The following is a 24,326-nucleotide window of genomic DNA, read 5'->3' on the forward strand; positions in this document are numbered from 1 at the left end:
GGCTATCCGTGGATATACTGGCACTGGTTGGAGAAGTCTGGCAGGCCTACGACCTTGGCCTCCGGACCGTGCAGCACCTGGAAATGTTTGCGGTCTCGTTTATCGTAACGGTCACTGTTGGAATCGTCCTCGGGATCGTATTTTTTTCTTCGACGAATGCCCGCTTTGCCGGCATAACCGTGCTCACCATCATCGAGATGATTCCGGATATTGCCCTCCTTATCCTCCTCATCCCGGTTGTCGGGATTGGCGTTCCGCCGACTGTGAGCGCTGCTGTGCTGTATTCGCTCCTGCCGGTCGCCCGGAATACCACTGCCGGCCTTGGGGGGGCAAGTCCCCACTATATCGAAACTGCACAAGCAGTAGGCCTGACTGAACGGGAGACCATCTGCTATATACGGTTTCCGCTTGCCCTCCCCCTCATTTTCGCAGGAGTGCGGATAGCTGTGATATTTTGCATGGGAGTCGTGACTCTCGGCGGCATTATCGGTGCAGGAGGGCTTGGGGCTCCTCTCCAGACCGGGATAACCACGGGAAATGATCTCCTGATCCTGGTGACAGGCTGCTGGGTGACGTTTCTTGCGGTGAGCATGGACGGGGTTGCATGGGGCATCAGTAGGTACGTGTCTACACGGTATGGGGGTATGGAATGACTGTTCTTACCCAGGCAGTACTCGTCCACATCACCCTTGCCTACAGCGGGCTTGCCCTGGCTGTCGCCACTGGCATACCGCTAGCAGTGCTCTCACTCCGTTCCCGCCCGGCAGGGGCAGTCGTCTCAACCATTACCGCAATCGGCCAGGCAATCCCGGTTTTTGCACTCGTTGCATTCATGGTGCCCCTCGTGGGTATCGGTTTTGTTCCCTCTGTGCTGGTGATCTTTATTAGCACCCTCCTCCCAGTTGTCAGGAATACGTATGCAGGTATCTCTTCAGTTGACCCTGATGTTGTCGATGCTGCAGCAGGCATCGGACTGACCTGGACCGAGACTGTAACGAGGGTGAGAATCCCCCTTTCACTGCATGCCATTTTTTCGGGAGTGAAATTCTCCTCCATCATCGCCAACGGTGTGGCAATTATCACGGTTTTCATCGGGAGCGGCGGTCTTGGGGTGGTTGTGCTGAGGGGCCTGGCAAGGTTCTATGTCCCTGAAATTCTCCTTGGGATCCTTCCTGCCATTGCGATCACCCTAATCACCGATTTCTGCCTCTCCCGCCTTGAATACCAGCTTACTCCTCTGCCGCTCCGAAATGCATCGGGGATATGGTTTGTATCAGGCAGTCATTCAGATCGAGGCCGACATCAGTGAGATATGTTTTGATGCCCATCGGCCTTTTTTATTAATGTCAATAAGAGCTGAAATCCCTCCGGTATGGTCATGATGGGCATGCGAAATGAATACTTCATCTATTGAGGCCGGATCAATTTCCATTTTTTCCATGTTCCCGAGCAGAATACTCCAATCTGCCCCGGTATCGAACAATATTTTTGGAGCATTTTCAACTTCCACCAACGCGGAAAAACCCCAGTCTGCCCGGAGATCCTTTCGAAAAGCAGTATTGTCATAAATGATGGTGATTTTCATATTCAACTGCTTACTCCTCAAAATCTTATTTAACCCTTCTCTCCATGGGGCATTATCCGACAAGGGAAGTGCCGGGTATCGCGTCGTCTCGAAGGAAGGGATAAATACGAGGGAGATCCCCGTTATCAGCAACGGTGAAAAAGAGGTTGGAGAATGATACGGGAAGGTTTCACGAAAAGCCATCAAATGGTCGGAAGAACTGCTGCCGCGGCGGTATCGGTCCTTTTGATCGCATACCTGATTACGCTGACCCTTGGACTTCTCTCGCTCGCATCGCCCCTGGACCCGATCGGCGATCCTTATTTTTCTCTCATGGAATCGCTAATTATCATCATCGCACCCCTGATGGTCGTCGTCATGGTCGCCGTCCATGCATATGCCGCGCCGGAGGCCGGAATCTTCAGTCTTTCGGCCCTGGCATTTATGAGCATTATGGCGGCCATCACCTGCTCCGTCCACTTTGTTATCCTGACTGTACGCCATCTGATTGAATCTGCAGGATTCCCGTGGGTTTCACTCTTCTTCTCGTTTACGTGGCCATCGGTGGTGTATACGCTGGATATCCTTGCATGGGACATATTCTTTGCCCTCGCCATGCTTTGTGCCGCCCCTGTCTTCCGGGTGGGCCGCCTGGAACGAACTGTCCGGGCCCTCATGATCGTGAGTGGAGTATTGAGTCTTGCAGGGTTGGTTGGCGTACCCCTTGCTGACATGGGTGTCCGCAATATTGGAATTATCGGCTACGCAGTGGTCTCGATTTTTGTATTTTTCCTCATTGCGATGGTATTCAGCCGTAACGGGGATCGAACGGAGGGAGAATAGGGATACCGGACCCTGGCATCGTCCCCCACACGCCCGATTATCCCTGATGGCCGGCAAAACCCTGCATGCCGATGGGGAAAGCACACCTCAGAAACGCAACATTCAACATCCCCCCACCCATTCACTCTGCATGGAAGCCTTGGCAAAGGATGCATTCATGCAGGCGGCGATCGAGGAGGCCAGAATGGGACTGGCCGAAGGTGGCATTCCCATCGGTGCGGTACTGGTGATCGATGGCCGGATTGTCGGCAGAGGGCACAATCGCAGGGTGCAGAACGGGAGCGCAGTCCTCCATGCCGAGATGGACTGCCTGGAGAATGCAGGCCGGCTGAGGGCAGCGGACTACCGCCGTGCGGTGCTGTATTCGACCCTCTCCCCGTGTGATATGTGCAGCGGTGCGGTCCTTCTCTATAACATTCCCAAGGTGGTCATCGGGGAAAACCGGACGTTTCAGGGTCCGGAGGAGTATCTCCGCTCCCGTGGTGTCGAACTGATCATCATGGACGATGAGGAGTGCGTAGGGTTGATGCGTGAATTCATCGCCGCCAATCCCGAATTGTGGAACGAGGATATTGGAGAAGAATAGAGGGATTACCCATTGTTTCAGGATAGTCCTTCATTGTTGCGCAAATTGACCATCTCCAAAAAAATTAATCAGGAACTCTGTTTTTTTTAATTTTCTCAACCTTTTTCTCTGCTTATTTCCCTGTTCTGAAGTCCCGGATCCAGCACAAAGGATGACATGATTTGTAAGGCTTCGAAGCCCCCCCGTACCCCATCCTGGTCAGCCGGAATGTTTTTATCCAACCACCGTCCGGTGTAATTGTGATGGGATCCATCCCACCAGTATATCACACCGAGGGATAGAAATATGACTCCGACAGCTTCCCCCACTCTCACACAGGTGACATATTACCGAATATATGCGGACTCGCAGGGTGACTCTCACCTTGATGTTGTCACAGTCGGACAGAGCCTCGCGCAAGGTGCCCCGCCCGCCGCCCCGTTCTATATCTCCGAGGACAGAGCCGCATCAAAGTATCGCTTCTATACCTTTGAGCCCGGCTGGATCGGCGAACTCCATCCGGCCCCCACCCGCCAGTTCCTGGCCCTCCTGTCCGGTGAGGTGGAGGTGGAAACGACGGACGGGACAATCAGGCGCTTGGGTCCCGGGGATCTGATCCTGCTGGAAGACACCTCGGGCAAGGGTCATGTGACGAAAAACACGGGAGATGGATATGCCATGTTCCTCGTGGTCCCCGTTCCTGCACCCTGAGATGTACCGGATGATGATCATCATCCCCCCTTTGCAGTACATGGCCGTCACGAGTGGGCAGGTCACTTCGATGGCGTGATGCGAGTCTTCACACCGGCGATCCACCGTTCACATCGCAGCGAGCCCACCGTTTTTTCGTGATGGCAAAAATGGGGGGGTTGAGGGCCTGCGATGCCTGTGCGAGCCTTGATTGGCTATCTCGGACAGGCCCCCGCAGGGTCTAACCGAACTTTATGGCCCGATCATACACGACCTCTGCATAGGAAGGTCCGGTCTGTGTAGCTTCCTCCAGGTACACCCTCCATACAATGAAAATCGGCTGATCCAGCTCAATGCCGTAGCCTCCGACACCGAAGGGGACCTCAAAGCAGTAATCATCGCCGTCGCAGTCCCTGGCTACCTTATAGGCATACAGGTATTTCGCATTTGGATTGCCGGGAAGGTATTCCGCGGCACTTCCGGTGTAATCAGCGTCGGTGATCGATCCGATGCCGTTCCAGATGTCTGCTCCATACAGGGAGAAGCTCGTGTACGTCGCCTTGCCGGTGGCGGCATGGTTGACCCCGTAGACGATGAAGAACTCACCCGTATCGTCCTCGAGGGTGATCCACGGATCTCGCAGGAATTCAAAGAACTGCATGGTGTCAAAGAAGGGTGGCGTCGGTGACGCTGCTGTCTGATCTGCGGTCCATAAGTACACGGCATCGTTGGTCGGGCCGATGGCGTCGATTCCTCGCTGGATGGCCTCACTCCCTACCGGGACCGTCGGGGCCGTCGGCAGTTCCATGGCGTTCTGGTAACCGTATCGCTCGAGGATTGCGCTCCTGAGTTCATTGAGATCGTCCGTCAGGTCAAACTCCGTCTGCCCTGTTCCCCGGACTCGCAGCACCGGATAGCCATACGGATCCGGGTCCGTCGCTGTGGTGGGCGTCACCCGGAAGACGGTTGCCGGGGTGTTGTTGATGTACTCGTCGCCCGCCTGCATGTCCGTGAAGAGAGCCGGGCGAATGAATATGGCGAACGTATCGGAGTCGTCTTCAAGCCCCATCCTCAGTATGGACGAGGGGAATACCTGTGTGTTCATGATGCCCTCGGAGTACCCTGCCGACCTGGCGGCGGCGCGGATGCGCTCATCGATCCCCCGGTCTGCCGTTGAGACGATCATCGTCGTCTGGTTGAACGGCTCTCCCGCCGCCCAGCCCTGGTTGCTCTTTGTTGCAACTACACTATTCCCCAGTCTTTTCCCCGGTGCCCCGCCCGTGTTGATGACCAGGTTGTTCACGGTATCGGCGATGTTGGAAAAGATCCACTGGGCCTCGCCGTCGTTCGTCCTGCTCATGAGGTAGTGATCAAAGCTGAAGTACCGGCACTCCGGCGGTGTCCTTCCGACGAAAACGACGGCCTCATCGGGGCCGAGGTTCCAGAATGACGATGCGTTTCCGCTCATGTTGAGCGCTGCTGCTATCTCCACAAATTGTGGGTCCAATTCGTACCCCGGGGCAGGCGGAACGAAATATCCCAGGTATTTCGTGGAGGGATTGTTACCATAAACGGAAGGCAGCACTCCTTTCTCATAAAGCTGAATGAAATCGAAGAACCCCAACTCACCTTCCTGCACGATGAAGCCATCCTCTTCCAGAGCCAGGCGGAAAGCCTCTACATCACCTGCTTCCTCATACTCTGCAAGGGCAGGGCTTATGACCATGGCCACAATGAGGCCAAGCAATAGAAATCGTCTCAAATAAATTCACCTCACCGGGGCACTATTACCTGGAAAATAATAATACTTTGGTGGTATACCGGACCGGATGACGGAGAGCGTCCGGCTGGGGGCGATATCGTCTCCCCGGCACTTCTTTTATAAGCCACGGTATCCATAGGGACAATATATACGATTGATGTATGTCGCGAGGCTGCTTTCAGGCAGAGATATCTGTCAATATTTCTCGGGGCGGATTACCATGAACAAACAGATCGAAGAGCGGTATGAAGAAACACTGGATCCGGAAGAATGGGAGTCCATGCGTGCCCTTGGCCACCAGATTCTGGATGATGCGATGGACTATCTCGAGACACTGCGGGATCGTCCTGTATGGCAGCATGCGCCCCCGCAGGTGAAGGCGCACTTTGACGCCTCCCCGCCGCCGGACCCCGAACCCGCCGAAGAGGTCTACCGCGAGTATGTCCGGTACATTCTCCCCTACCAGATTGGCAACAGCCATCCGAGGTTCTGGGGATGGGTCGCGGGACCCGGAACCGTGATGGGTATGTTTGCAGAGCTGCTGGCATCCTCAACGGATGCCATCAGCGGATCGTTTTCCTACCTCAGCAACAACTATGTGGAGCTGCAGGTTCTCGACTGGTGCAAGGAGCTTCTCGGATATCCTCGGGATGCCGGAGGCCTTATTACCAGCGGCTGCTCGGCTTCAAACCTGATCGGCCTCTCCGTTGCGCGGAATGTTAAGGCCGGGTTCGATGTACGGACGAGGGGCATGCAGAACGCACCGCAGCAGATGACCCTCTACTGTTCCGATGAAGCACATTCCTCTATCCAGAAGGCGGTGGAACTGCTCGGCTTCGGGAGCGATGCACTGCGACGGATCCCCGTGAACGAGTCCCTGCAGATCGATCTTATGGCGCTGAAAGCGGCCATCGCGAAAGACCGCGCAAACGGGTATCTTCCCATCTGCATTGTGGGGTGCGCCGGGACGACCAACACCGCCGCCATCGACGATCTCAATGCACTCGCAGATATCTGCGTAGAGGAGAACTGCTGGTTCCATGTCGACGGTGCGTGCGGTGCGTGGACCGCCATCGCTCCCCGGTACCGCCATCTCGTCGCGGGGATGGAGCGTGCCGATTCACTGGCATTTGACCTGCATAAGTGGATGTATTTGCAGTACCCCATCGGCTGTGTCCTTGTCAGGAGCGCCGACGAGCAGCGCCGCACGTTCTCGCTCTCCACGACGTATCTCGCCCACGGGGAAGGGGACCGGGGGTTGACCGGTGTTGACGTGCCCTGGATCTCTGATTATGGTTTTGAGCTCTCGCGAGGATTTCATGCACTCAAGGCATGGATGACGATCAAGGAGCACGGCACCGCCAGGTACGGGCGACTGATACAGCAGAATATCGACCAGGCGCATTATCTTGCAGGGTTGATTGAAGGCGCCCCCGAACTTGAGCTGGCGTTGCCGGTTTCGCTGAATATCGTCAACTTCCGCTACATCCGGCCTGATTGGGACGATGCCACGCTCGACGAGCTGAACAAGCAGATCGAGACCGAACTCCAGGAGCGGGGGAGTGCGGTCGCTTCAACGGTCACCCTCGGGGAGAGGATATTCCTCCACGTCGGCATTGCCAATCACCGCAGCCGGCGGGAGGACTTCGATCTTCTCGTACGGGAAGTCATCCGGATCGGCGATGAGCTGGCCGGATCACGAGTATAAAATTCTGACTTGGGGATGAATTTCATGATCGGCGCCCTATCCGTCACCATTTTTTAATTAGATCCGATCCATGGTGCGGAACCGGGCCTCCCACAAAAAAAGGAGATTCCAGTTACCATTATATAATTGCTGTGGTATGATCTCCCATACCAATTGTTCTTTTTAGGATGGGATGTCAATGAAGAATGCAAGGCATTGTATCGGCATAGTATGTCTCTTGTTCGTTCTTATTCTCGCATGCGGGTGTTCTACGCAGGAGCCCGCGGCGGATATGGGGGAGGGTGCAACGGGCGCCGGCCCGGCACCGGATGCTGACCTTCGTATCATCACGGAGGAATTTCCACCGCTGAATTATGCAGGTGCAGACGGGAAGGCCACCGGCCTGTCAACAGAAGTGGTAAACGGGATTCTCGAACGGCTGAACCAGAGGGCTGATATCGAGATCCTGCCGTGGAGCGAAGGGTACACCCTTGCCCTTGCCGGGCCACGGGTGGCCCTGTATTCAACCGGCCGGAGTGATGAGCGCGAAGATCTCTTCAAATGGGTCGGACCAATCGTGGCGTTTGACCAGACGCTCTATGCACGAAAGGATTCCGGCATTCAAATAAAGAGCCTTGAAGCGGCCAGAAAGGCCGGGCGTATCGGTGTGGTGAAAGACGACTCCCGCCACTTGTTCCTGCTGGAAAACCAATTTGACAATATCGCAACCTGCAATAGCGATGCTGAATGTCTCCGCAGCCTGATGGCAGGAACAACAGACCTTTGGTTCGGGAGCAGCGCGAATGCAGGGGATATTGCACGCAGGGAAGGGATTGATTCATCCGCCCTTGAAGCCGTCTACACGGTACGGACGGTTCCGATGTATATCGCATTCAGCACCGACACGCCCGACAGTGTGATTGCGGAGTGGCAGGGCGCTCTTGATGCAATGAAAGAGGACGGGACGTTCGATGCAATCAGCGGGAAATACGGGATACTTCCGTCCGCACCGACGGTGGTTCTGGTATCGGAGAAAACTCTGGCCGACCTTGCGCTGGAGATCATGACTGCGGAAACGGATGGACAACTGAGGGCCATCCTCCGGCCGTTTGAGGTGCTTGCTGTCACTGAAGAGGCGCAATCCGGCGAATGGCAGAAAATCCGGCCGCTGCTGGCTGTTCTTGAAGAAAATGAGCCCGATGCCCTTCTGTGGTATGCCCTTCCGGACGGTTCATATTATACCATCGCTGACGGCCTTGCCAGCGCCAACCTGAAGGGCCGGTCCTATTTCCCGGAAGTTCTTGCCGGCAACGTAGTCGTGGGAACTGTTGTTGAGAGCTATGCAACCGGCGAAAATGCCGCCATTGTGGCAGTCCCAATCAAAAATACGGAGGGTGTTAGGGGTGTGCTGGGGGCATCGGTGTACCTGGATATGCTGAGCGATACCCTCCGGGAGGAGGTGCCGGAACCGTTCATCTTCTACGCGATCGATACGGAGAACCGGTTTGCCCTCCATTCGGACAAGGAGAAGATAACCGAGGATATTTCCACGATAGGGCCCGACACCTCGTTCGGGAAGGCAATCGACAGGATTACGACACAGGATTCCGGCACCGTGGCGTATGACGATGGAGGCGTGCACTATATAGCCAGGTTCACGTCTGACCCGATGACAGGCTGGCGGTTTGTGGTCGCATGGCCAACGTCCTAAAAACACAACGATAGCAACCCGACCTCCCCCATTTTTTATATGAATCGTCATTGGATGCAAAATCGAATACAGGGATCCACATCCCGGAACACCGCTACAGGAAAAACCGCCTGATCAGGAGGGGAGGACCGTCTCCTCCCCCGTGATCTCGCTCAGGTACACCCCGGAGCCGACCCACCAGTCCTCATCCACCGGAAGGACATACCCGATCTTAAACTCCTCCCGGTTCTCACTGTCGGGGTTCGGCCAGATAAAGACCACATACCCGCCCCCCGAGCGTGCCGTATCGCACAGGGCCCGGATATTTTCCATACCAAACGAATCGCGGTTCTCCATCAGATTGGACCCGATCGTCTCCGGCAGATACGGGTGGGCAAGGAGGGTGCCGTTGTAGTCATACGCATAGATATAGTGACCGACGCCGTCGACAAACATCCCTGACCTGTTTGATATCTCCGCAAATGCTATCCCGGACCCCTCCTCGCGGCCGTAGGCGGCGGCGTCCTCCACAAGCCCGATCATATCCGATATGACCTCGGGCCGCACGGCTCCTTCGGGCATCATGTCCGAGAAGTAGATCCCCGATCCGATCCACCAGTCATCTCCCACCGGAGCGACGTAGCCGATCTTCGGTTCATAGGTATCCAGCGCCTTCTCATCGATGATTCCTCCTTCCGGCGATGGGTAGAGGTATGCGTTGAACCCCCCTCCGGCCGAAGCGGTGGCCGCACTTATCCGGATGAGCGGGAGTCCCCGTGCATCGGTCCAGCCCGAACGGTCGGTGCCGACAACCTCCGCCTGGTAGGGATGGGCAAGGAGGGTGCAGTTGTAGTCATAGGCATAGATATACAGGTTCCCATGGGAGAATGTGCCTTCCTGTCGTGAGAATTCAGCGAGGGATGCCTCCTGCCCTACACGACCCGCGTAGTCCGAGGCATTCCAGACAAAGGAGGCCAGATCATCCGGTGTGATTGCAGCATCCGCAAAACCCGGCGAAGAGTCGTCGGAGTTCCGGATAATTGATGTCGGTCCTTCCGGAGATGATGATGATGATGGAGTGGCAGTTGCCGCTTCCGTGGTTGCCGCATCCTCTTCCCGCGGAGGTGCCCCGGTATCGGTACAGCCGCACCCGGCGATCACAACTGCGAGGAGGATGACAAGCGTGATCGATTGTGATCTCATGTATTGGAATCCGGCTGACACTATATAAGACCGAGTGGTGGGCAGTTCAGAGGGGTGTTTTCGTTTTCGGGCGGGACGAAATGCAGTTTTCGACAGAAACATCCCCGGTTTGCTCCTTTTCATTGTCTTCCGGGGATCTTTGGGACAGGCACTGGCGATGCATGAAGAAAACCTTCAATAGGCTCCCCAAGAAACTCAAAAACACAGACTTATGAAAAATCCTTTTCACGTGATGATCGTCCCGACGCTGGGATGCCCGGCGAACTGCAGCTACTGCTGGAGTTCGGAGGAGGGCTCCCCCGTCATGAGCATCGAGACGGTGAAAGAGATCGTCGAATGGCTCAAGGATTTCAAGGACGAACCCGTCACCTTCACCTTTCACGGGGGAGAACCACTCCTCGCAGGCCCCGCGTTTTACCGCGAGGCGCTCCCCCTGCTTGCCGGGGGCCTCTCTCACCTGACGCCGGATTTTGCCCTCCAGACGAATCTCTGGCGGATGACACCCGAGATGGCGGAGGCCCTTGCGGCATACCATGTCCCCATCGGATCAAGCATCGACGGGCCGAAAGACCTCAACGATTCCCAGCGGGGCACGGGGTATTTTGAGAAGACGATGCGGGGATATGACATCGCCCGCGAGCATGGCCTCGAGGTCCGGTTCATCTGCACCTTCACCACGGCCTCGTTCGAGCGCAGGGACGAGATCGTCGATTTCTTCCGGAAGAACGGGTTCCCCCTCAAGCTGCACCCTGCCCTGCCGTCGCTTCGGAGCAGCGAACCCGAGCAGTGGGCGCTTCCCCCCGAGAAGTACGGGGAGCTTCTGGTCTACCTTCTCGATACCGCACTTGAACACCTCGACGACATGGAGGTGATGAACATCAACGATCTCTGCCGGTGTGTCTTTACCCGGCACGGGAGCGTCTGCACCTTCGCCGACTGCATGGGAAGCACCTTTGCGGTCGGGCCGGATGGCGGCATCTACCCCTGTTACCGCTTCGTCGGGATGCCGGAATGGGTGATGGGCCATGTCGCCGACCACCCGACGATGGATGATCTTGCCCGGTCCGCTGCATGGAAACGGATGTTCGCGTTCAGGGAGTTCGTCGACACCGCCTGCGCCGACTGCAGGCACATCAACTACTGCCGCGGAGGCTGTCCGTACAATGCCATCACTCCCACCGGCGGTGAGGTGAAGGAGGTGGATCCCCACTGCGTTGCGTACCGGCGGATCTTCGACGAGATCACCGACCGGATGAACACGGAGATGTTCGCATCTCCCCCCGGCATGGGAATGGGGATGCCGATGGGAATGGGCAGGGGCGGTCATCCCGGGCGTTCGGGGCCGAAGGCAACGCCGGGTGTGATGTCGCTCATTCACCGGATTGTGTTCCGGTGAAGGGGCGGATTCTCCGGGTTAAAATGACGATATGGCCGGGATAAAGGCCGCAATATAATTATCAATTTTTCATTGTTTGTGCCGGAACCGGTCCAGCAGCCGTTCGGAGAATGACCGTTTCAGGAGAGCCAGTTCTGATTCGGTATAGGATGCCCACGCATTGGTTGTCTCAGCGATGCTCCGGTCCGCCGCTGCCATCTCATCGAGCCGTCCATCGACATATCGTATCCATTCACCGGTGATACGGTTCTGTTCCCGGAGAGCTTCGACCTGTCGCTCGAGAAGAGCGATCCGCTCCTCCATGGTGGTGGCCGTCTTGAGGTGCCGGTTCTCCGCCTCCTCAAGCCGTGCAAATATCCGCTGGATCTGCTTCTCCTGCAACGCAACTTTCTCAATAAGGTGATAGGGGGCACCCTGCACCGCTGAAGATGACGGACCGGGAGAAGATGCCCGTTCGCGTTTCCGCTCCTCTTGACGCTGCTGGGCGATTGCACCGAGGCGGGAATCGCTTCTCCCGTTCGCTCCTGCCGGTGCTCCCTTCCTTTGAGGTTCGTTCTCACTCCCGTCATCAGCCGCGGTCTCCTTCTCAGCAATGCGTCGAACAGCCTCGACTGCCTGTTCAGGGAACACCTTGATCCGTCCCAGGCGTCTGGAGGGGATCTCCTTCGGGTGTCTCCGGGTGATATCTCTTGCTTCCTCTTCACTGATCCCGGTTTTGCGGGCGATATCGGCGATTTTGAGTGGTTTGTCGTGGTGTTTCAAAACAGTGCCTCCGGCAGGATGACGCCCGGTTTTTCCGAATGTCGGTCAAAATCCCTGTAATGAATGGTAATCATGCCCTCTACATTAAATATCTCATACGATGAGTAATCCTGCATGGACTTTCACCATCTCAGCCTCCCGGGGATCGGGACGAAGTATGAGCTCGAGACCGACGACGGGGATATAATATCGGTCGTCTATATGCAAAACGGCAAAGTCCAGATGTATACCTGCAGTGGAGCCCGCACCGGGTGCTCCTCTGCCGAACTGACCGCGATGGAGGCACGTCGGCTGGGGAATGTGCTCACGGGGGCGATCATCGAGGCGGAGCAGGAAGGGGTGGAGATTGCCTTCTCGGCCCTTGCCGATCTGAGGATCAGCGTGCATACCTATATCATAGGAAAATCCCTCTCCGGGAAGAGCATCGGTGAGATGGATATCCGCTCAAAGACGGGGGTGACCGTCCTTGCCGTCTCCCGCGAGGGGGAGAACACGGTCAATCCCCGTCCCTCGTTCATCTTTGAGGCGGGGGATGCGGTCGTCGTGATCGGTGAAGCGGATCAGATCAAGCGCTTTGAAAAGGATATCCTTGGGTAACGGGTTTCCATGCATGGGATAGCACTGGCACTCGCCGCCGGATTTACCGTCGCCTACCTCGCGCGACGATGGCGGTTTCCGGCAATACCATTCTATATCGTCATCGGGATCGTACTGGGGGTCACGGGCTTCAACGTGATTCATGAGAGTGAAACGGCTGCCTATCTCGCTCATATGGGGCTCCTCTTCCTCCTCTTTACGATGGGCCTCCATCTCCGGCCCCGCGACGTCCTCGCACGCAAAGGCTCGTTCGTGCGGGCCGGGGCCGTCGACCTTCTCGTGAACTTTGCGATAGGCCTTGGAGCGGCCTTCCTGCTGGGCCTCCCGGTGTACGAGGCGGTCGTCATTGCGGCGGCCTTTTTCATCAGCAGTTCTGCAATGGCCCTCTCCTCGCTCATCGATAACAGGAAGCTGGGCTTTCGGGAGTCCGAGACCGTCGTCTGGCTGATGGTCTTCGAGGACATCGTCCTCGTCGTCTTCATCATGTTCCTTGCCGTCACGCAGGAGAGTCCGGTTCGGGTTATCACGGCGACACTGGTGTTCATCGCCCTCTGCTACGGCCTGGTCCATCTCCTCAAAGATCCCATTGGAAGGCTGCTCGCCAGGGAGGATGAGATCCCTCTTCTCTTTGTCGTGACCGCAGTCCTCCTCTCCGCGTACCTGTCGACACTTGCCGGCGTGCCGGACAGTCTGACGGTCATTGCCCTTGGGTCGGCTCTCTCCCTGGTGTCACAGGATGCCCCTGCGGCGATTGCACGGCCATTCCGGGAGGTCTTCATGGTCCTCTTCTTCGTCTTCTTCGGTGTCTCTGTCCATTTTGCGGGAGCTCTTTCTCCGGTCCTTCTCCTTGGCCTGGGAGCCCTTGCCCTCCTCTCAAAACTCTGCTCCGGTATCCTCATCGGCCGACTGGTGCACAAATCCTCCCTGTCGGGAGTCGAGATATGGTCGGATACCGCTGCACGGGGAGAGTTTTCCATCGCTCTTGCGGCAATATACGGGTCTGCGATGGTATCCTCGACCGTTGCTGCCCTCGTCGTAATCACGGCCTTTGCCGGAGGATTTACCGGAATGCACAGTGCCCGTATACGGGGACGGCTGCGGGCGATGACCCGGAAGCGTGACGGAAAGGAAGTACGTTGAACCGGAATAATTAACAAACCATATATATTCTTCAAAAAAACAGGAACAATCAATGAAACGATGTTCAGTAGTGTACCTCAATGCGCGGAGACTATCTGACTTCGAAGAGCAGAAGGCAACCATCGAGGATTTCTGCAAATATAAATTTGAGATCAAAACCATTTTTCATGACACCGTTTCGCCGGTGGTCGTTCCGGAGAAGCGTCCTGCCTACCGGGAAATGCTGTCTTATTGCTCAGCGCATGGTGTCGATAATGTTATCCTCTATAATCTTCCCGAATGGCTGAAAAGGCCCGATATATTCCTTATTACCGTCAGGGATCTGGACGATGCTGGCATTGCCCTTTATTGGGCCGTCGGTGACTGTATCGGCGGCGGTCTTGAGATAGAATCACGCAGGGATGCGGTACGTTCCTTCGCTGCATATCTCGAGCAGGTGATAACCCGGATTCGCAAATCGCAGGAGGTACCGTCGGGCGGACGGGCGGCCCGGAGGCCGGGAAGGCCGTGTGCCCTTGATGAAAAAGGCATTGCAGAACTGATTGCTGCCCGGAAACAGGGAAAGAGCATTGGGGAATTATGCCGCCAGTTCAGTGTGTCCCGGAGCACTATCAGCAAGATCCTTGTCGATTATCCGGAACTCAAGGGGGAATGGAAAGGGTCCCGTCCGGGGCAGGGCGGCAGGGAAGGCGAATCCTCAGGCATTAAAACAGACGATAAATGAGATACCCCCCGAAGCATTCCTCTCTCTGGTTATGATCCGCAAGAATGTTTTTCCTGTTGCCAAGCGAGAGCATTGCCGAACTCAGTGATTCGATTCCGCAGGATGCATCTATCATCTTCCGGATTGCCGTGTTAATTCGGAGAATGTCGCGGGTGTCCAGTGCTGCGGCGATATCCGACGGATATGCATTGATCCCGAAATAGTCAAAGGTCGTCTCCATGGCAATCGCCCAGAGGCGTTCTCCTATGGCCTCTTCTGCGGCCACATTGGCCTCTTCCTCTGTAAGGACGAGGTATGCCGTATCTGCGTCGCAATAGTATGCCCGGTAGCCGTAGAGGGTGCCGATGGATTCTGCGATGCGTACCGGGTCGACCCCGAGAAACCCGGCGAGTGCCTGCATCCGCTCATCCGCTGTTGTATCTTCCTCCATGTGGGCACCTGGCCATGAATCCGGGACTTCCCTCGATGTGAGGGGCGTCCTATAAGATCATAGGAATGAAGGAAAAAAAAGGTATCAGAATTCTATCTCCCGCAGGGCACCACCGACAATCTGGCGGTATTTTTCCGGGTCGGTATTGTAAAACTGAGCAGCCTTTTCGGAATCAGGGGTAGTGCCAAATTCATCAAGCCTGTCGAGCGTCTGCTCAGCGGTGTCGTCCACCCAGATGCGGTAAGTGTCGCGGTCGACGGGGAAGACGGATTCGGCGCGAACGGAGACGAAGGCGGAACCGTCGTCATTCTTCCTGATGACGGGCTTTCCGACGACGGCAACGAAGGATCCCTGTTCGATGCGGGAAATCTGCTGCATCGCATCCGGCTGGTAACTGCCGGCATTGACAAAGAACATCCCTGTCGGGTCCTTCACCCGCACCGAATAGAAGATGTTATCCTCTCCCTTTTGTTCCTTGAGAATCATCTCACCGCAGACAAAGATGCGGTTGCACCGGATGCCGGTGGGGAACATGACATATGTGGGACTCTTTTCATCTGTCCCTTCCCGGAAGTCGAGTCGGACTTCCCGCAGTTCACTGGCAAAGACCCTTCTTGACGGTTCGCGCATGTATCGTCGTTCTGTCTGTTGTTCGGTCATTCCTGTGCACCTCCTGTGGAGGGGTCTGCCCGGTTGATGAGCCCTGCATGACGGGCGGTATCGAACTCCATAAGTTCGACACTCTCCCCTTCGCGGACTAACATCGTGCCGTCGATGTCATTGCCACTACAGGATATATAGCGCCCCATGAGGAGCTCCTGCATGCGAAGATAGACATCATCGAGCCCAAGCGGATTGTTTTCCGCCATCTCCACGGCCTCCTGGAGACCCATGCCCGTGACCTTTTCGGTCGCTGCGAGCTGGAAGATCACATTGTGGGCGGTTTTGCCGTCGTCGACGACACCGATGATACGCAGGTCATACCGAAAGTCCTGCTGGATTTCGTGGACCGGGCAGAAGTTCTGGCGTGAAAGGGCCCGGTTGCACCCCTCGACCTTGCATCGTTTTATCAGGCCTGATGAGGGGGCAAGATGGACAAAAGCACCGGTAATCGTCGTTCCCTGCCTTCTTGAAACTTCAATGTCGGTGCCTTCCTCTTTGCACCACTCCGCCCCACTCAGGTTAAGGGATGTCCGTCCATTGTACTCCTCTGCACTGGCGAAATAGATGGTATAGACCATCCCCTCTTCCAAAGTTTCGATCCCGTCGCTCTTCCAGATGACGAATTTGGTCGTCCCCGTTTCATCCCCGATAAGTCCGGTCTGGAGCATGCGTTCATGCCGGACTTCCCAGAGTTCGGTGACCTTGGCCCGGACTGAGACCACTCCCGGGGTCAGGTCGGCGATGGGGATGATCCGGGGGAAAAATGCCACCTGTTCCTCAATTGCTGATATTGTGGTTCCTGAATGAATCTTTATGTTCGGGGCTCCCCTGAACTCGTCGACAACGGCCGATTCGAGGCGATACCACTGTCCTTCCTCCAGGATAGGAGCATTTGCCTTGGCCCAGGCCACGAAATCAATGGCACCGGATGCATCCGCGATGATCCCTTTCTGGGCAATGGAGATGTTGGGGGCTTTCGTCAGGGATACAACTTTCCCTTCAATGGTCACCCACATATTCGGTTTTGCCGAGGCGATGGGAACCTTCTCGGTTCCTCCCCCGGTACCTCCTCCGTTTGCAGCTTCTGCCCTTCCGGCGGGTATGCTTCCGACAACTTCCTGTTTCTCTTCGATAGCGGAAATCTTTGTTCCCGAGTGTACTTTGAGATTTGGATTGTCACGGAATTCATCGACCACAGCCGATTCCAATCGATACCATTTTCCCTCTTCCAGGACGGGCGCATTTGCCTTGGCCCAGACCACAAATTCGATGGCTCCGGATGCATCCGCGATAAAGCCTTTCTGGGCAATTGAAGGCGTCGCGGACTCTTGAAGCACGATTACCTTCCCTTCAATGGTCACCCACGACCCCGGTTTTGCCGAGGCGATGGAAACCTTCTCGGTTCCTCCCCCGGTACCTCCTCCGTTTGCAGCTTCTGCCCTTCCGGCGGGTATGCTTCCGACAACTTCCTGTTTCTCTTCGATAGCGGAAATCTTTGTTCCCGAGTGTACTTTGAGATTTGGATTGTCACGGAATTCATCGACCACAGCTGATTCCAATCGATACCATTTTCCCTCTTCCAGGACGGGCGCATTTGCCTTGGCCCAGATTACAAATTCAATGGCACCGGATGCATCCGCGATAAAGCCTTTCTGGGCAATTGAAGGCGTCGCGGACTCCTGAAGTACGATTACCTTCCCTTCAATGGTCACCCACGACCCCGGTTTTGCCGAGGCGATGGCGGTGGGTTCTTCCGAACTTCCGCCACCGCGGGTTCTATCGAGCTTGTACTCCCGCATCATCTCATTGGTGACGGTCCGTTCCGCCTCGTCGACCGGAATGGAAAATTCCCGTACGAGGAGGTTGAGTTTGGAAGCGATTCTGCCCCTGTCGGGGGTAACTCCTTTCTCTGCGATTTTTTGGGAGATTCTTTCTACTACATCAGGATGTGAATCCATTTTTTTCATCTCCAGTTTGTTCTTTTTTTTTGAAATTCTGGTAGGGAATGATAGTCGTCATTCAGTACTTTAACCAACCGATTGGTCACCACGATCCTTCACACGCGGGTATGAATGGAAGTGCCGTGCAGGATGAAAGTGACCTCCGGCAGGCATTCCACTGTGCCTGCCGGGACAGCATATATATCATTAAATACCGGGAATGAAAAACAGAGATGCCATGACTTTGACTGCTGACAGTACAATAGCAGATATCCTGAAAGAAAAGCCGGAAGCCGCTGATGTCCTCTTCAGATTCGGTATGGGCTGTATTGGGTGTGCCCTTGCAAACGGAGAAACACTTCGGCAGGCAGCAATGGGACATGGCATTCCACTCGACGAGCTTCTTGCAGCGCTCGATATGACCGAGTAATTCCCACCCAATATTTTTTACTCGGAGGGTTTCCTCCTCAACTCTTTCAGCTCATCGAGAGTTATATCAGGGTTATCGAGCATCTTCTCCACGATTGCCTCTTCGTGGGGGAGTGTGCAGTCCTCGCAGGACCAGACCTTCTTTCCTGATGATCCCTGAGTCCATTTCCCGAGAGTCTCATCTTTGCAGGGATAGAAGGGGCAGTAGCAAAAATCGCAGCGTTGGCCGGGATACCCGTGGCAGGGATAATACGGGCATCCTTCCGGTTCCCATTCGAACCACCGCTTCGTGCCGATGGTGCTCAGGATAAAAAATGCCGGACCTCTGCAGGGGATTTCTCCTTCAAAACGACCGAGTGCCTCCGGTAGACCGTGCAGAATGCTCTCATACACCTTTGCCCCGAGATCCGTCAGGGTTCCGGCGTATTGGTGGAGCACCTCTCCCCCCTCGTGGCAGGCAATGACGGCATCGGTGGTCGTGCCCGTGAAGTCATAGCCCATCCTCCGCAGGGCATCGGCCTTTGCCTCCGTGGCGGTGATGATCAGCTCAAGAAGGGCACCTTCGGTGCATGCCTCACGGGTGTAGACGATGATATTGATGGTACCCGGGCCCTGTGGGTTTCTGTTGGTCACCCCTGCCGTGATGAACACCGTGACATAGTCATAAGTGAGGGCGCAGAGAGTACGCATCCCGACCGCCGTCAGGAGGCCGAAGATATCCTCCCCATATCCCTGCGATCGCGCAATGCCGTGGATATAGGCGAGAGGATCCTCGTCGTTGAAGTCTTTGTTAACCGTGGAGTTGCAGATGGTGGAAACATCCCTGATGCCCCCTCCGATCCCTGTGCTTGCCGCATGGAATGTTCCACGCAGAAAGAGGGTCTCTCCCCGGAGGAAATACCGCATAATTAGTGATTAGAAGTCGTATGAGAAAACCTGAACGGTTTTTGCCGAAAAAGAATAGGATGGTCAGGCTACGTTGTAGTGGGCCCGGTCCTTTAGTTCCTGCTGTTTGCCCTGGTTCCAGCCGGCTACATCTGCAAGATACCCGGTGACACGCGATACCTGTGACACATCGTGTGATCCACACTCGGGACAGACGGGCTGACCGCAGAGGGGGCAGTATTCGATGGTCTCGATGATCGTATGGGAACAGTGGCAGTGATCGAGGGGGCACATGATCTGCAGGTGGACCTCACCGCAGTTGGGGCATGGCTTTTCATCGACGATGTGGTGGCAGGTAAAACACTTATACCGGCGCTCTTCGACCGGAATATCCTCAAGTGATCCATATTTTTTTGCCAGTTTCTTCTGTTCCTCAGACCAGTTCATGGATATTCCATCAGTAATTGCAAGGATAAGCTTTTGGGTGCACACATGTATCCGTTCAGTGATTGTGGGCCCGGGCGGATTCATCTGCCATATATTATATATTGAATCCGCCTGCTATTCAGGCGGGGTTTGTCACGCGGCGGGATGCTCATCGCGGTTCAGCAACAAAAAGGGTGGCCTCAGGTGACTCATAGGGCTCATCATATGCCCATTGGAGCATCAGTCCGGGTCACTCATCATCGGCGAAATTCTGCATAGGCGGCGGCCGCGCCCGCCGGGTCGTCCGAGGTGTAGATGGAACGCCCGACAATCATGCCGTCGATGAGGGGGGCGACGGCATGGGGGTCACCGCCCTGCGCACCGACGCCGGGGGAGAGGATCTTCTTCTCCCCGACGATGCCGCGCAGTACCTTGACCCGGTCGGGGCGGGTCGCAGGAGCGATGATGCCGTGAGCGCCTGCCGCGACTGCCATGCGGGCGAGTGCTTCGGCATTCTCTCCGCTCAGGAATTCGAGTGCACCGGGATGACTCATCTCGCAGACCACATAACATTCTCCGTCCGCATCGTCGGCGGCGTCGACGCATGCACAAACGGAGTCGCTTCCGCAGAACCCCTGGCAGATGATGCCGCCGCATCCGGCCGCAAAGACCTGTTCTGCGATGAGGCGGTTGGTGTTGGGAATATCAGCGACCTTGAAGTCGGCGATGATGGGAAGGCCGTACGTTGCAAGCTCGCCTGCGATGCCGAGGCCTGCCGCAAGGACGAGGGGATAGCCGATCTTCACCGCATCGACGTGCGGTGCTGCGGCGCCCACGACCCGATGCGCCTCCTCTGTCGAGAGCACGTCGAGGGCGAGGATGATTCCCGTCATCGGCCGATCCTCTCCCGTACGGCCGCAATGAGTAGCGGCAGAGTGATCGTCGCATCGCCGTAGACGGTCTGGGCCCCTGCCTTGCCGGTCACCTTGCCCCATGATTTTGCCTCATCAAGGGTGGCACCGGAGAGGCCGCCCAGGTCCGGGCGGTCCCCGGTCAGTTGCACCGCGTATTCGAATCCCTTCGGGGTCATCAGCATGCTCTGGAAGATGTAGTTCTTGGGGACGCCGCCTCCGACCAGAAGCGCTCCTGCACGCTCTGCGGTGAAGCAGGTATCAAGCATCCGGTTCATGTCTCCGAATGCATCGACGGTCACCTTGTGGGTCTGATTGAAGAGCCAGTACTGCAGGCCTATCATGGAGTCCTGCAGGGCCGGGCAGTAGACCGGAATGTCCGCCGCCGCTGCTGCTGCAAGGATGCCATGGTCGAGGCGTTCGCCGATATGACGGCACATGTCTGCAATGGATACGGTCGTGCCGTCCTCGATCTGCCCGAAGGTCTCCTGCATGAACTCCTCAAAGGAGATGAACGCCTCCGAAGGGAGGTAGACATCGTAGATACGGTTTATCTCTTCTTCGTAGAGTTCAACGTCATCACAGACCTCGCTTCCGTGATAGTGCCTACAGCCGATCGCCTCGATGACGTCATGGGTGAGATTTGCCCCCGTCGAGACGAGGATGTCGATGTACCCGTCCCGGATGAGGTCCTCCACGATGCCGCCCATGCCGCCGGGGACCATCGCTCCGGCAAGACCGAAGAACTTCACCGTCGCGTCGTCCGTAAGCATCTCCTCCAGAATATCCGCTGCCTTGAAGAGGGAGCCAGCATTGTAGGCTCCCGACTTTCCCATCTCTCCGACCAGTTCGTTGACCGTCATGCCGGCACGCACCCGTGCCTGCTCGACCGGTGTTCCGCATTCGTGCTCCATGATACTCCCAGTAGTGGTATACTGGTAGGTGCCAATGAACAATAAATCACATTACGGCGGCCGATCCCTGCTGTGAAGGAGTCCGGAAAAAAAGGAAATTTCAGGATGTCACATCGAGGCCGACCTCGACCGGGTATCCTGCATCGACCCATGCCTGATAATTGCCGTCAAGGCGCCATACCGGGTTGAATCCTGCATCGACGAACATCTCTGCCCCCTGGACACTCACCGCGTCCGTGTGGCAGTAAATCGCATACTCTCCTGCCTTGTCAAGGGTTGGGAGTGTTTCGTCAAGATTCTGGAGCTGGATGTTTTTTGCCCCCGGGATATGCCCCTCGAGGTACACCGTTGATACGTCCACGACGACAAGATAGGGAAGTTCGGTCATCGCGGTGTTCAGTGCTTCCGCACTCACGTTGGTGTAATCCGGCATCTCGACGGGATACCCGGCATCGGTCCATGCCCGGTAGTTCCCTTCAAGTCGATAGACCGGGGAGAATCCGTTTTCGGCAAATGTCTGAGCCCCTTCGATGCTTGCGGCGTCCGTGTGACAGTAGATCAAGTACTCGCGATCCCTCGAGAGATACTGGATCTCATCATCAAGGGTGGCAAGCGGCATGTTGACCGCCCCCGGGAGGTGGCCCCGGCCCCAGATGGGCGAGACGTCGACCACCAGCGTCGGCGCCCGATAGACCATGGCGTTTGCTTCCTGTGCCGTAATGTCGGTGTACCCGACCGGCCCTGTCGTCGGCGCCGGTTCCGCAGGCCCCCCGTAATCCGTGCATCCTGCGCACCAGACGGCGCAGAGGATGACCAATATCCCCAAAAATGTCCCATTCTTCATACATCACCGCCCCTTTCCAGGCTGGTGATGCGCATTTGGCAATATTATATATAACACTTATCGTGAGCCTGGATCCAGGTCCCGGCAGAGCGGCCGTGCAAGATGGCGGCGGGCGGACGGCGGCACTTCGTACCAGCCGGGTGTTATCGTGCGTTTGGTCGTCACCGTCTCGGGCGTGTTCGTGTGCGTCCTGCACCGGCGGCACTTCCAGCCCTTGCCTTTCCCGTCGCTCTTCATCCGGCGGCCGCATTCCGGGCAGATGGGCGGCCGGGTGGTGACGACGGGAGGACAGGTTATGACACGGATCTTTTCCATGTTGATGCTCCCGTTCTTGTAGCTCCCCGTCACAAGGACCGTATCGCCGGGGGCGAGGGAGCGAACGACATCCCGGAAGCCTTTCGTCGGCTCGTACGCCATGCAGTCGACACGGACCGCCCCCTCCTCCAGTTCGAAGGTGACATGTCCTCCCTGTCCGGTCGCAGGCGTTGTGGCGACGGTTCCCGCGACGCGGTATGAGAGGCCATCCTCGACATCCGCAAGGCTGGCGGCTTCGATGAGGTGGGCATCCGTTCCCTGGTTGGTCCGGTACGTCTCTTCCATCACCGGCTCTTCGGATATGACATAGGACCTGGCCCGGCAGACCCACTCGGGCGACTCGCCCCGGATACCGAAGAGGACGGGGTCGGGAGTGTGGGGGAAGCAGACAATGCAGTCGTTTGCCTCGTCCACGGTGTCCCATGTGTGGGGGAAGGTCTCCGCCTCCGCTGTAAAGAGGCTCTCCCGGTCGACCTGCCGTTCGTCACGTTCGGCGGGGTCACGGTAGGTCAGCAGCTCATATGTCCAGTCGGGGAAGTCGGCACTCGCGGCGGCGGTGGCACCGATAAGCCCGCGGCCCAGTTTCCAGCCGCGGTAGAGTGCCCGGTGCTCTCTCAGGACGCCTTCGGCCTCTTCAATGGTGCAGAACCCCTTCACTGCCTTCTCGTAAAAATCCGGCGGCAGGGGGGTGGAGGCGACGACAAGTCCCGGATGGGTATTTTCGGCCCCAAGGTCGGCGAATTCATCGATGGCATCACAGGCGATGACAAAAGCCTTTTCCGGCGCAATGCCCTCCGCCTCGATGCAGATGGCTGCATTGCCGCGGGTCTTCCACTTCACGTTCGGGTTGAGCCGGACAAGAAGGCGGTCATGAATTCTGCATCCCGCCGCTTCAAGACGCCGGCGAAGGACGGCGCCCAGGTAGGTCGTGCACATCCCCTCGGGGGAATCCGTATCATCGATTGCAATTCGCATGAATGATACCATTTATAAGGGTATCGCAGCTATATCAAACATACAGACCGATGATACAGGAACGGTTGCTTCAGACACTGACAAGTATTCTTCTGATGGCGGATTTTAAGGTGTCCGAACGCTGTGGTATGCGGCCGAGAAGTTTCGACATCATCGGCGCCCGGGGTTCGACAGTTCTGGTCATCAAGGTGGCACCCCATATCGATAGCGTGAGCGAGGAGAACGCCCGCGACCTCGCTCTCATCTCCCGCTATATCAAGGGGGTGCCGATGATCATCGGTGAGAAGGCCCGTGACTCCGAACTGGAACGGGGGGCCGTCTACCTGCGGTACGGGATCGTTGCAACGAACGTGATGACCCTTTATGATTATCTGGTGGAGGATGCACCCCCTCTCGTCTATGCCCAGCCGGGGGGTCTTTATGTCAATATCAACGGTTCCCTTCTCCGGGACCTTCGTGAGGAACGCCAGATGTCTCTTGGCGACCTCGCCGGTGCGCTGGGCGTGTCACGGCGGACGATCTCGAAGTACGAGAGTGGTATGGGGACAACGCTTGAGATCGCCATCCGGCTGGAGGAGATCTTCGATGCGGCACTCGTGGAGGCGATCGAACTTTTGGAAAAGCAACACCAGCTTGCCCATCATCATGAGGACGTCTCCCCACAGAATGCACCCGCCGATCTCGAGCGGATGGGGATGGAGCTGCACGGCATCCGGCGGGCACCCTTCGAGGCACTCGCGGTATATGAGGAAGAGACGATCCTGACCGGGTACGGCCCTGCCCAGAAGGTGATGCGTCGCGCTGAACTGATCGGAAATATCTCCGATATAACGAATTCTCGGGCAATATGCGTCATTAAAGACTACAATAAGAGAAAGAAGGTTGGAAAAACGCTTGTTATCGGAGAAAAGCATTTATCAGGCCTTGAATCTGGATCAGACCTCATTAATTTGATCGACGATTAACAATAT

Annotated in this window: 26 protein-coding genes; 13 read left to right on the plus strand and 13 right to left on the minus strand. The window is 56.5% G+C overall.

Translation table 11 applies throughout. The features are described from left to right. Nucleotides 1-8 precede the first annotated feature (8 nt). Both AZH53_RS10725 and AZH53_RS10730 read left to right on the plus strand, forming a co-directional pair. The gene (locus AZH53_RS10725) at nucleotides 9-653 is read left to right on the plus strand and encodes an ABC transporter permease (protein WP_319643517.1); all 645 of its coding nucleotides are present in this window, start codon (nucleotides 9-11) and stop codon (nucleotides 651-653) included. After that, nucleotides 650-1,309 (plus strand): ABC transporter permease, encoded by a 660-nt coding sequence (locus AZH53_RS10730; RefSeq protein WP_319643518.1) that lies wholly within the window; start codon nucleotides 650-652, stop codon nucleotides 1,307-1,309. Before AZH53_RS10725 ends, AZH53_RS10730 begins: the two co-directional genes overlap by 4 nt. Here AZH53_RS10730 and AZH53_RS10735 read toward each other — a convergent pair. After that, on the minus strand, nucleotides 1,286-1,585 hold the full coding sequence (locus AZH53_RS10735; protein WP_319643519.1) for an MBL fold metallo-hydrolase: 300 nt from the start codon (nucleotides 1,583-1,585) through the stop codon (nucleotides 1,286-1,288). The genes AZH53_RS10730 and AZH53_RS10735 overlap by 24 nt on opposite strands. Before the next feature lie 186 nt (nucleotides 1,586-1,771). Here AZH53_RS10735 and AZH53_RS10740 point away from each other — a divergent pair, with 186 nt between their 5' ends. From AZH53_RS10740 to AZH53_RS10750, 3 genes are all read left to right on the plus strand, one after another. Next, a complete protein-coding gene (locus AZH53_RS10740) occupies nucleotides 1,772-2,407 on the plus strand; it encodes a hypothetical protein (RefSeq protein ID WP_319643520.1) in 636 nt (211 codons plus the stop codon). A 130-nt stretch (nucleotides 2,408-2,537) separates the two neighbouring features. Next, complete coding sequence (locus AZH53_RS10745) at nucleotides 2,538-2,993, plus strand: nucleoside deaminase (RefSeq protein WP_319643521.1); 456 nt, start codon at nucleotides 2,538-2,540, stop codon at nucleotides 2,991-2,993. Nucleotides 2,994-3,278: 285 nt separating this feature from the next. Continuing rightward, nucleotides 3,279-3,683, plus strand: coding sequence for a cupin domain-containing protein (locus AZH53_RS10750; RefSeq protein WP_319643522.1), 405 nt, complete (start codon nucleotides 3,279-3,281; stop codon nucleotides 3,681-3,683). A gap of 220 nt (nucleotides 3,684-3,903) precedes the next feature. Here the strand turns inward: AZH53_RS10750 and AZH53_RS10755 are convergent, their stop codons facing one another. Continuing rightward, entirely contained in the window at nucleotides 3,904-5,424 is a 1,521-nt protein-coding gene (locus AZH53_RS10755; RefSeq protein ID WP_319643523.1) for a hypothetical protein, read from the minus strand. Nucleotides 5,425-5,644: 220 nt separating this feature from the next. Between AZH53_RS10755 and AZH53_RS10760 the strand changes: the two genes are divergently transcribed. Continuing rightward, the gene (locus AZH53_RS10760) at nucleotides 5,645-7,132 is read left to right on the plus strand and encodes a pyridoxal phosphate-dependent decarboxylase family protein (protein ID WP_319643524.1); all 1,488 of its coding nucleotides are present in this window, start codon (nucleotides 5,645-5,647) and stop codon (nucleotides 7,130-7,132) included. 178 nt (nucleotides 7,133-7,310) lie between these two features. After that, complete coding sequence (locus AZH53_RS10765; RefSeq protein WP_319643525.1) at nucleotides 7,311-8,822, plus strand: transporter substrate-binding domain-containing protein; 1,512 nt, start codon at nucleotides 7,311-7,313, stop codon at nucleotides 8,820-8,822. A 114-nt stretch (nucleotides 8,823-8,936) separates the two neighbouring features. On the opposite strand, the gene AZH53_RS10770 is transcribed toward AZH53_RS10765, so the two are convergent. Then, entirely contained in the window at nucleotides 8,937-10,004 is a 1,068-nt protein-coding gene (locus AZH53_RS10770; protein ID WP_319643526.1) for a cache domain-containing protein, read from the minus strand. A gap of 211 nt (nucleotides 10,005-10,215) precedes the next feature. Between AZH53_RS10770 and AZH53_RS10775 the strand changes: the two genes are divergently transcribed. After that, nucleotides 10,216-11,400 carry a TIGR04083 family peptide-modifying radical SAM enzyme gene (locus AZH53_RS10775; RefSeq protein WP_319643527.1) on the plus strand — a complete coding sequence of 395 codons (1,185 nt, stop codon included), beginning with the start codon at nucleotides 10,216-10,218 and terminating at the stop codon, nucleotides 11,398-11,400. Between the two features lie 69 nt (nucleotides 11,401-11,469). Here the strand turns inward: AZH53_RS10775 and AZH53_RS10780 are convergent, their stop codons facing one another. Continuing rightward, nucleotides 11,470-12,162 (minus strand): hypothetical protein, encoded by a 693-nt coding sequence (locus AZH53_RS10780; RefSeq protein WP_319643528.1) that lies wholly within the window; start codon nucleotides 12,160-12,162, stop codon nucleotides 11,470-11,472. A 114-nt stretch (nucleotides 12,163-12,276) separates the two neighbouring features. Here AZH53_RS10780 and AZH53_RS10785 point away from each other — a divergent pair, with 114 nt between their 5' ends. From AZH53_RS10785 to AZH53_RS10795, 3 genes are read left to right on the plus strand one after another with little or no spacing between them, the layout of a single operon-like run. Further along, nucleotides 12,277-12,759, plus strand: coding sequence for a cation:proton antiporter regulatory subunit (locus AZH53_RS10785; RefSeq protein WP_319643529.1), 483 nt, complete (start codon nucleotides 12,277-12,279; stop codon nucleotides 12,757-12,759). Nucleotides 12,760-12,768: 9 nt separating this feature from the next. Further along, entirely contained in the window at nucleotides 12,769-13,899 is a 1,131-nt protein-coding gene (locus AZH53_RS10790; protein WP_319643530.1) for a cation:proton antiporter, read from the plus strand. Nucleotides 13,900-13,951: 52 nt separating this feature from the next. Beyond that, nucleotides 13,952-14,623, plus strand: a complete 672-nt coding sequence (locus AZH53_RS10795; RefSeq protein WP_319643531.1) for a helix-turn-helix domain-containing protein — start codon at nucleotides 13,952-13,954, stop codon at nucleotides 14,621-14,623. On the opposite strand, the gene AZH53_RS10800 is transcribed toward AZH53_RS10795, so the two are convergent. From AZH53_RS10800 to AZH53_RS10810, 3 genes are all read right to left on the minus strand, one after another. After that, the gene (locus tag AZH53_RS10800) at nucleotides 14,604-15,053 is read right to left on the minus strand and encodes a hypothetical protein (protein WP_319643532.1); all 450 of its coding nucleotides are present in this window, start codon (nucleotides 15,051-15,053) and stop codon (nucleotides 14,604-14,606) included. The two genes, AZH53_RS10795 and AZH53_RS10800, sit on opposite strands and share 20 nt — an antisense overlap. 84 nt (nucleotides 15,054-15,137) lie before the next feature. Beyond that, a complete protein-coding gene (locus AZH53_RS10805; RefSeq protein ID WP_319643533.1) occupies nucleotides 15,138-15,713 on the minus strand; it encodes a nucleic acid-binding protein in 576 nt (191 codons plus the stop codon). Further along, complete coding sequence (locus AZH53_RS10810; RefSeq protein ID WP_319643534.1) at nucleotides 15,710-17,674, minus strand: hypothetical protein; 1,965 nt, start codon at nucleotides 17,672-17,674, stop codon at nucleotides 15,710-15,712. The genes AZH53_RS10805 and AZH53_RS10810 overlap by 4 nt, the downstream gene beginning before the upstream one ends. Nucleotides 17,675-17,894: 220 nt before the next feature. Between AZH53_RS10810 and AZH53_RS10815 the strand changes: the two genes are divergently transcribed. Further along, nucleotides 17,895-18,086 carry a DUF1858 domain-containing protein gene (locus tag AZH53_RS10815; protein WP_319643535.1) on the plus strand — a complete coding sequence of 64 codons (192 nt, stop codon included), beginning with the start codon at nucleotides 17,895-17,897 and terminating at the stop codon, nucleotides 18,084-18,086. Nucleotides 18,087-18,103: 17 nt separating this feature from the next. On the opposite strand, the gene AZH53_RS10820 is transcribed toward AZH53_RS10815, so the two are convergent. The 6 genes from AZH53_RS10820 to AZH53_RS10845 all read right to left on the minus strand — a co-directional run bounded on the left by AZH53_RS10820 (nucleotide 18,104) and on the right by AZH53_RS10845 (nucleotide 23,367). Beyond that, a complete protein-coding gene (locus AZH53_RS10820; protein WP_319643536.1) occupies nucleotides 18,104-18,991 on the minus strand; it encodes an adenosylcobinamide amidohydrolase in 888 nt (295 codons plus the stop codon). A 63-nt stretch (nucleotides 18,992-19,054) separates the two neighbouring features. Then, a complete protein-coding gene (nrdD, locus tag AZH53_RS10825; RefSeq protein WP_319643537.1) occupies nucleotides 19,055-19,417 on the minus strand; it encodes an anaerobic ribonucleoside-triphosphate reductase in 363 nt (120 codons plus the stop codon). A 236-nt stretch (nucleotides 19,418-19,653) separates the two neighbouring features. Continuing rightward, the gene (gene pyrF, locus AZH53_RS10830; protein WP_319643538.1) at nucleotides 19,654-20,289 is read right to left on the minus strand and encodes an orotidine-5'-phosphate decarboxylase; all 636 of its coding nucleotides are present in this window, start codon (nucleotides 20,287-20,289) and stop codon (nucleotides 19,654-19,656) included. Then, nucleotides 20,286-21,221: a deoxyhypusine synthase gene (locus tag AZH53_RS10835; protein ID WP_319643539.1), complete on the minus strand. Its 936-nt coding sequence runs from the start codon at nucleotides 21,219-21,221 to the stop codon at nucleotides 20,286-20,288. The genes pyrF and AZH53_RS10835 overlap by 4 nt, the downstream gene beginning before the upstream one ends. A 100-nt stretch (nucleotides 21,222-21,321) precedes the next feature. After that, nucleotides 21,322-22,065 (minus strand): rhodanese-like domain-containing protein, encoded by a 744-nt coding sequence (locus AZH53_RS10840; protein ID WP_319643540.1) that lies wholly within the window; start codon nucleotides 22,063-22,065, stop codon nucleotides 21,322-21,324. Between the two features lie 57 nt (nucleotides 22,066-22,122). After that, nucleotides 22,123-23,367: a tRNA(Ile)(2)-agmatinylcytidine synthase gene (locus AZH53_RS10845; RefSeq protein ID WP_319643541.1), complete on the minus strand. Its 1,245-nt coding sequence runs from the start codon at nucleotides 23,365-23,367 to the stop codon at nucleotides 22,123-22,125. A gap of 38 nt (nucleotides 23,368-23,405) precedes the next feature. Between AZH53_RS10845 and AZH53_RS10850 the strand changes: the two genes are divergently transcribed. Continuing rightward, entirely contained in the window at nucleotides 23,406-24,320 is a 915-nt protein-coding gene (locus AZH53_RS10850; RefSeq protein WP_319643542.1) for a transcriptional regulator, read from the plus strand. Nucleotides 24,321-24,326 lie beyond the last annotated feature (6 nt).

Source organism: Methanovulcanius yangii, from assembly GCF_018687785.1.
In the GTDB taxonomy this organism is placed as follows: Archaea; Halobacteriota; Methanomicrobia; order Methanomicrobiales; family Methanomicrobiaceae; genus Methanovulcanius; species Methanovulcanius yangii.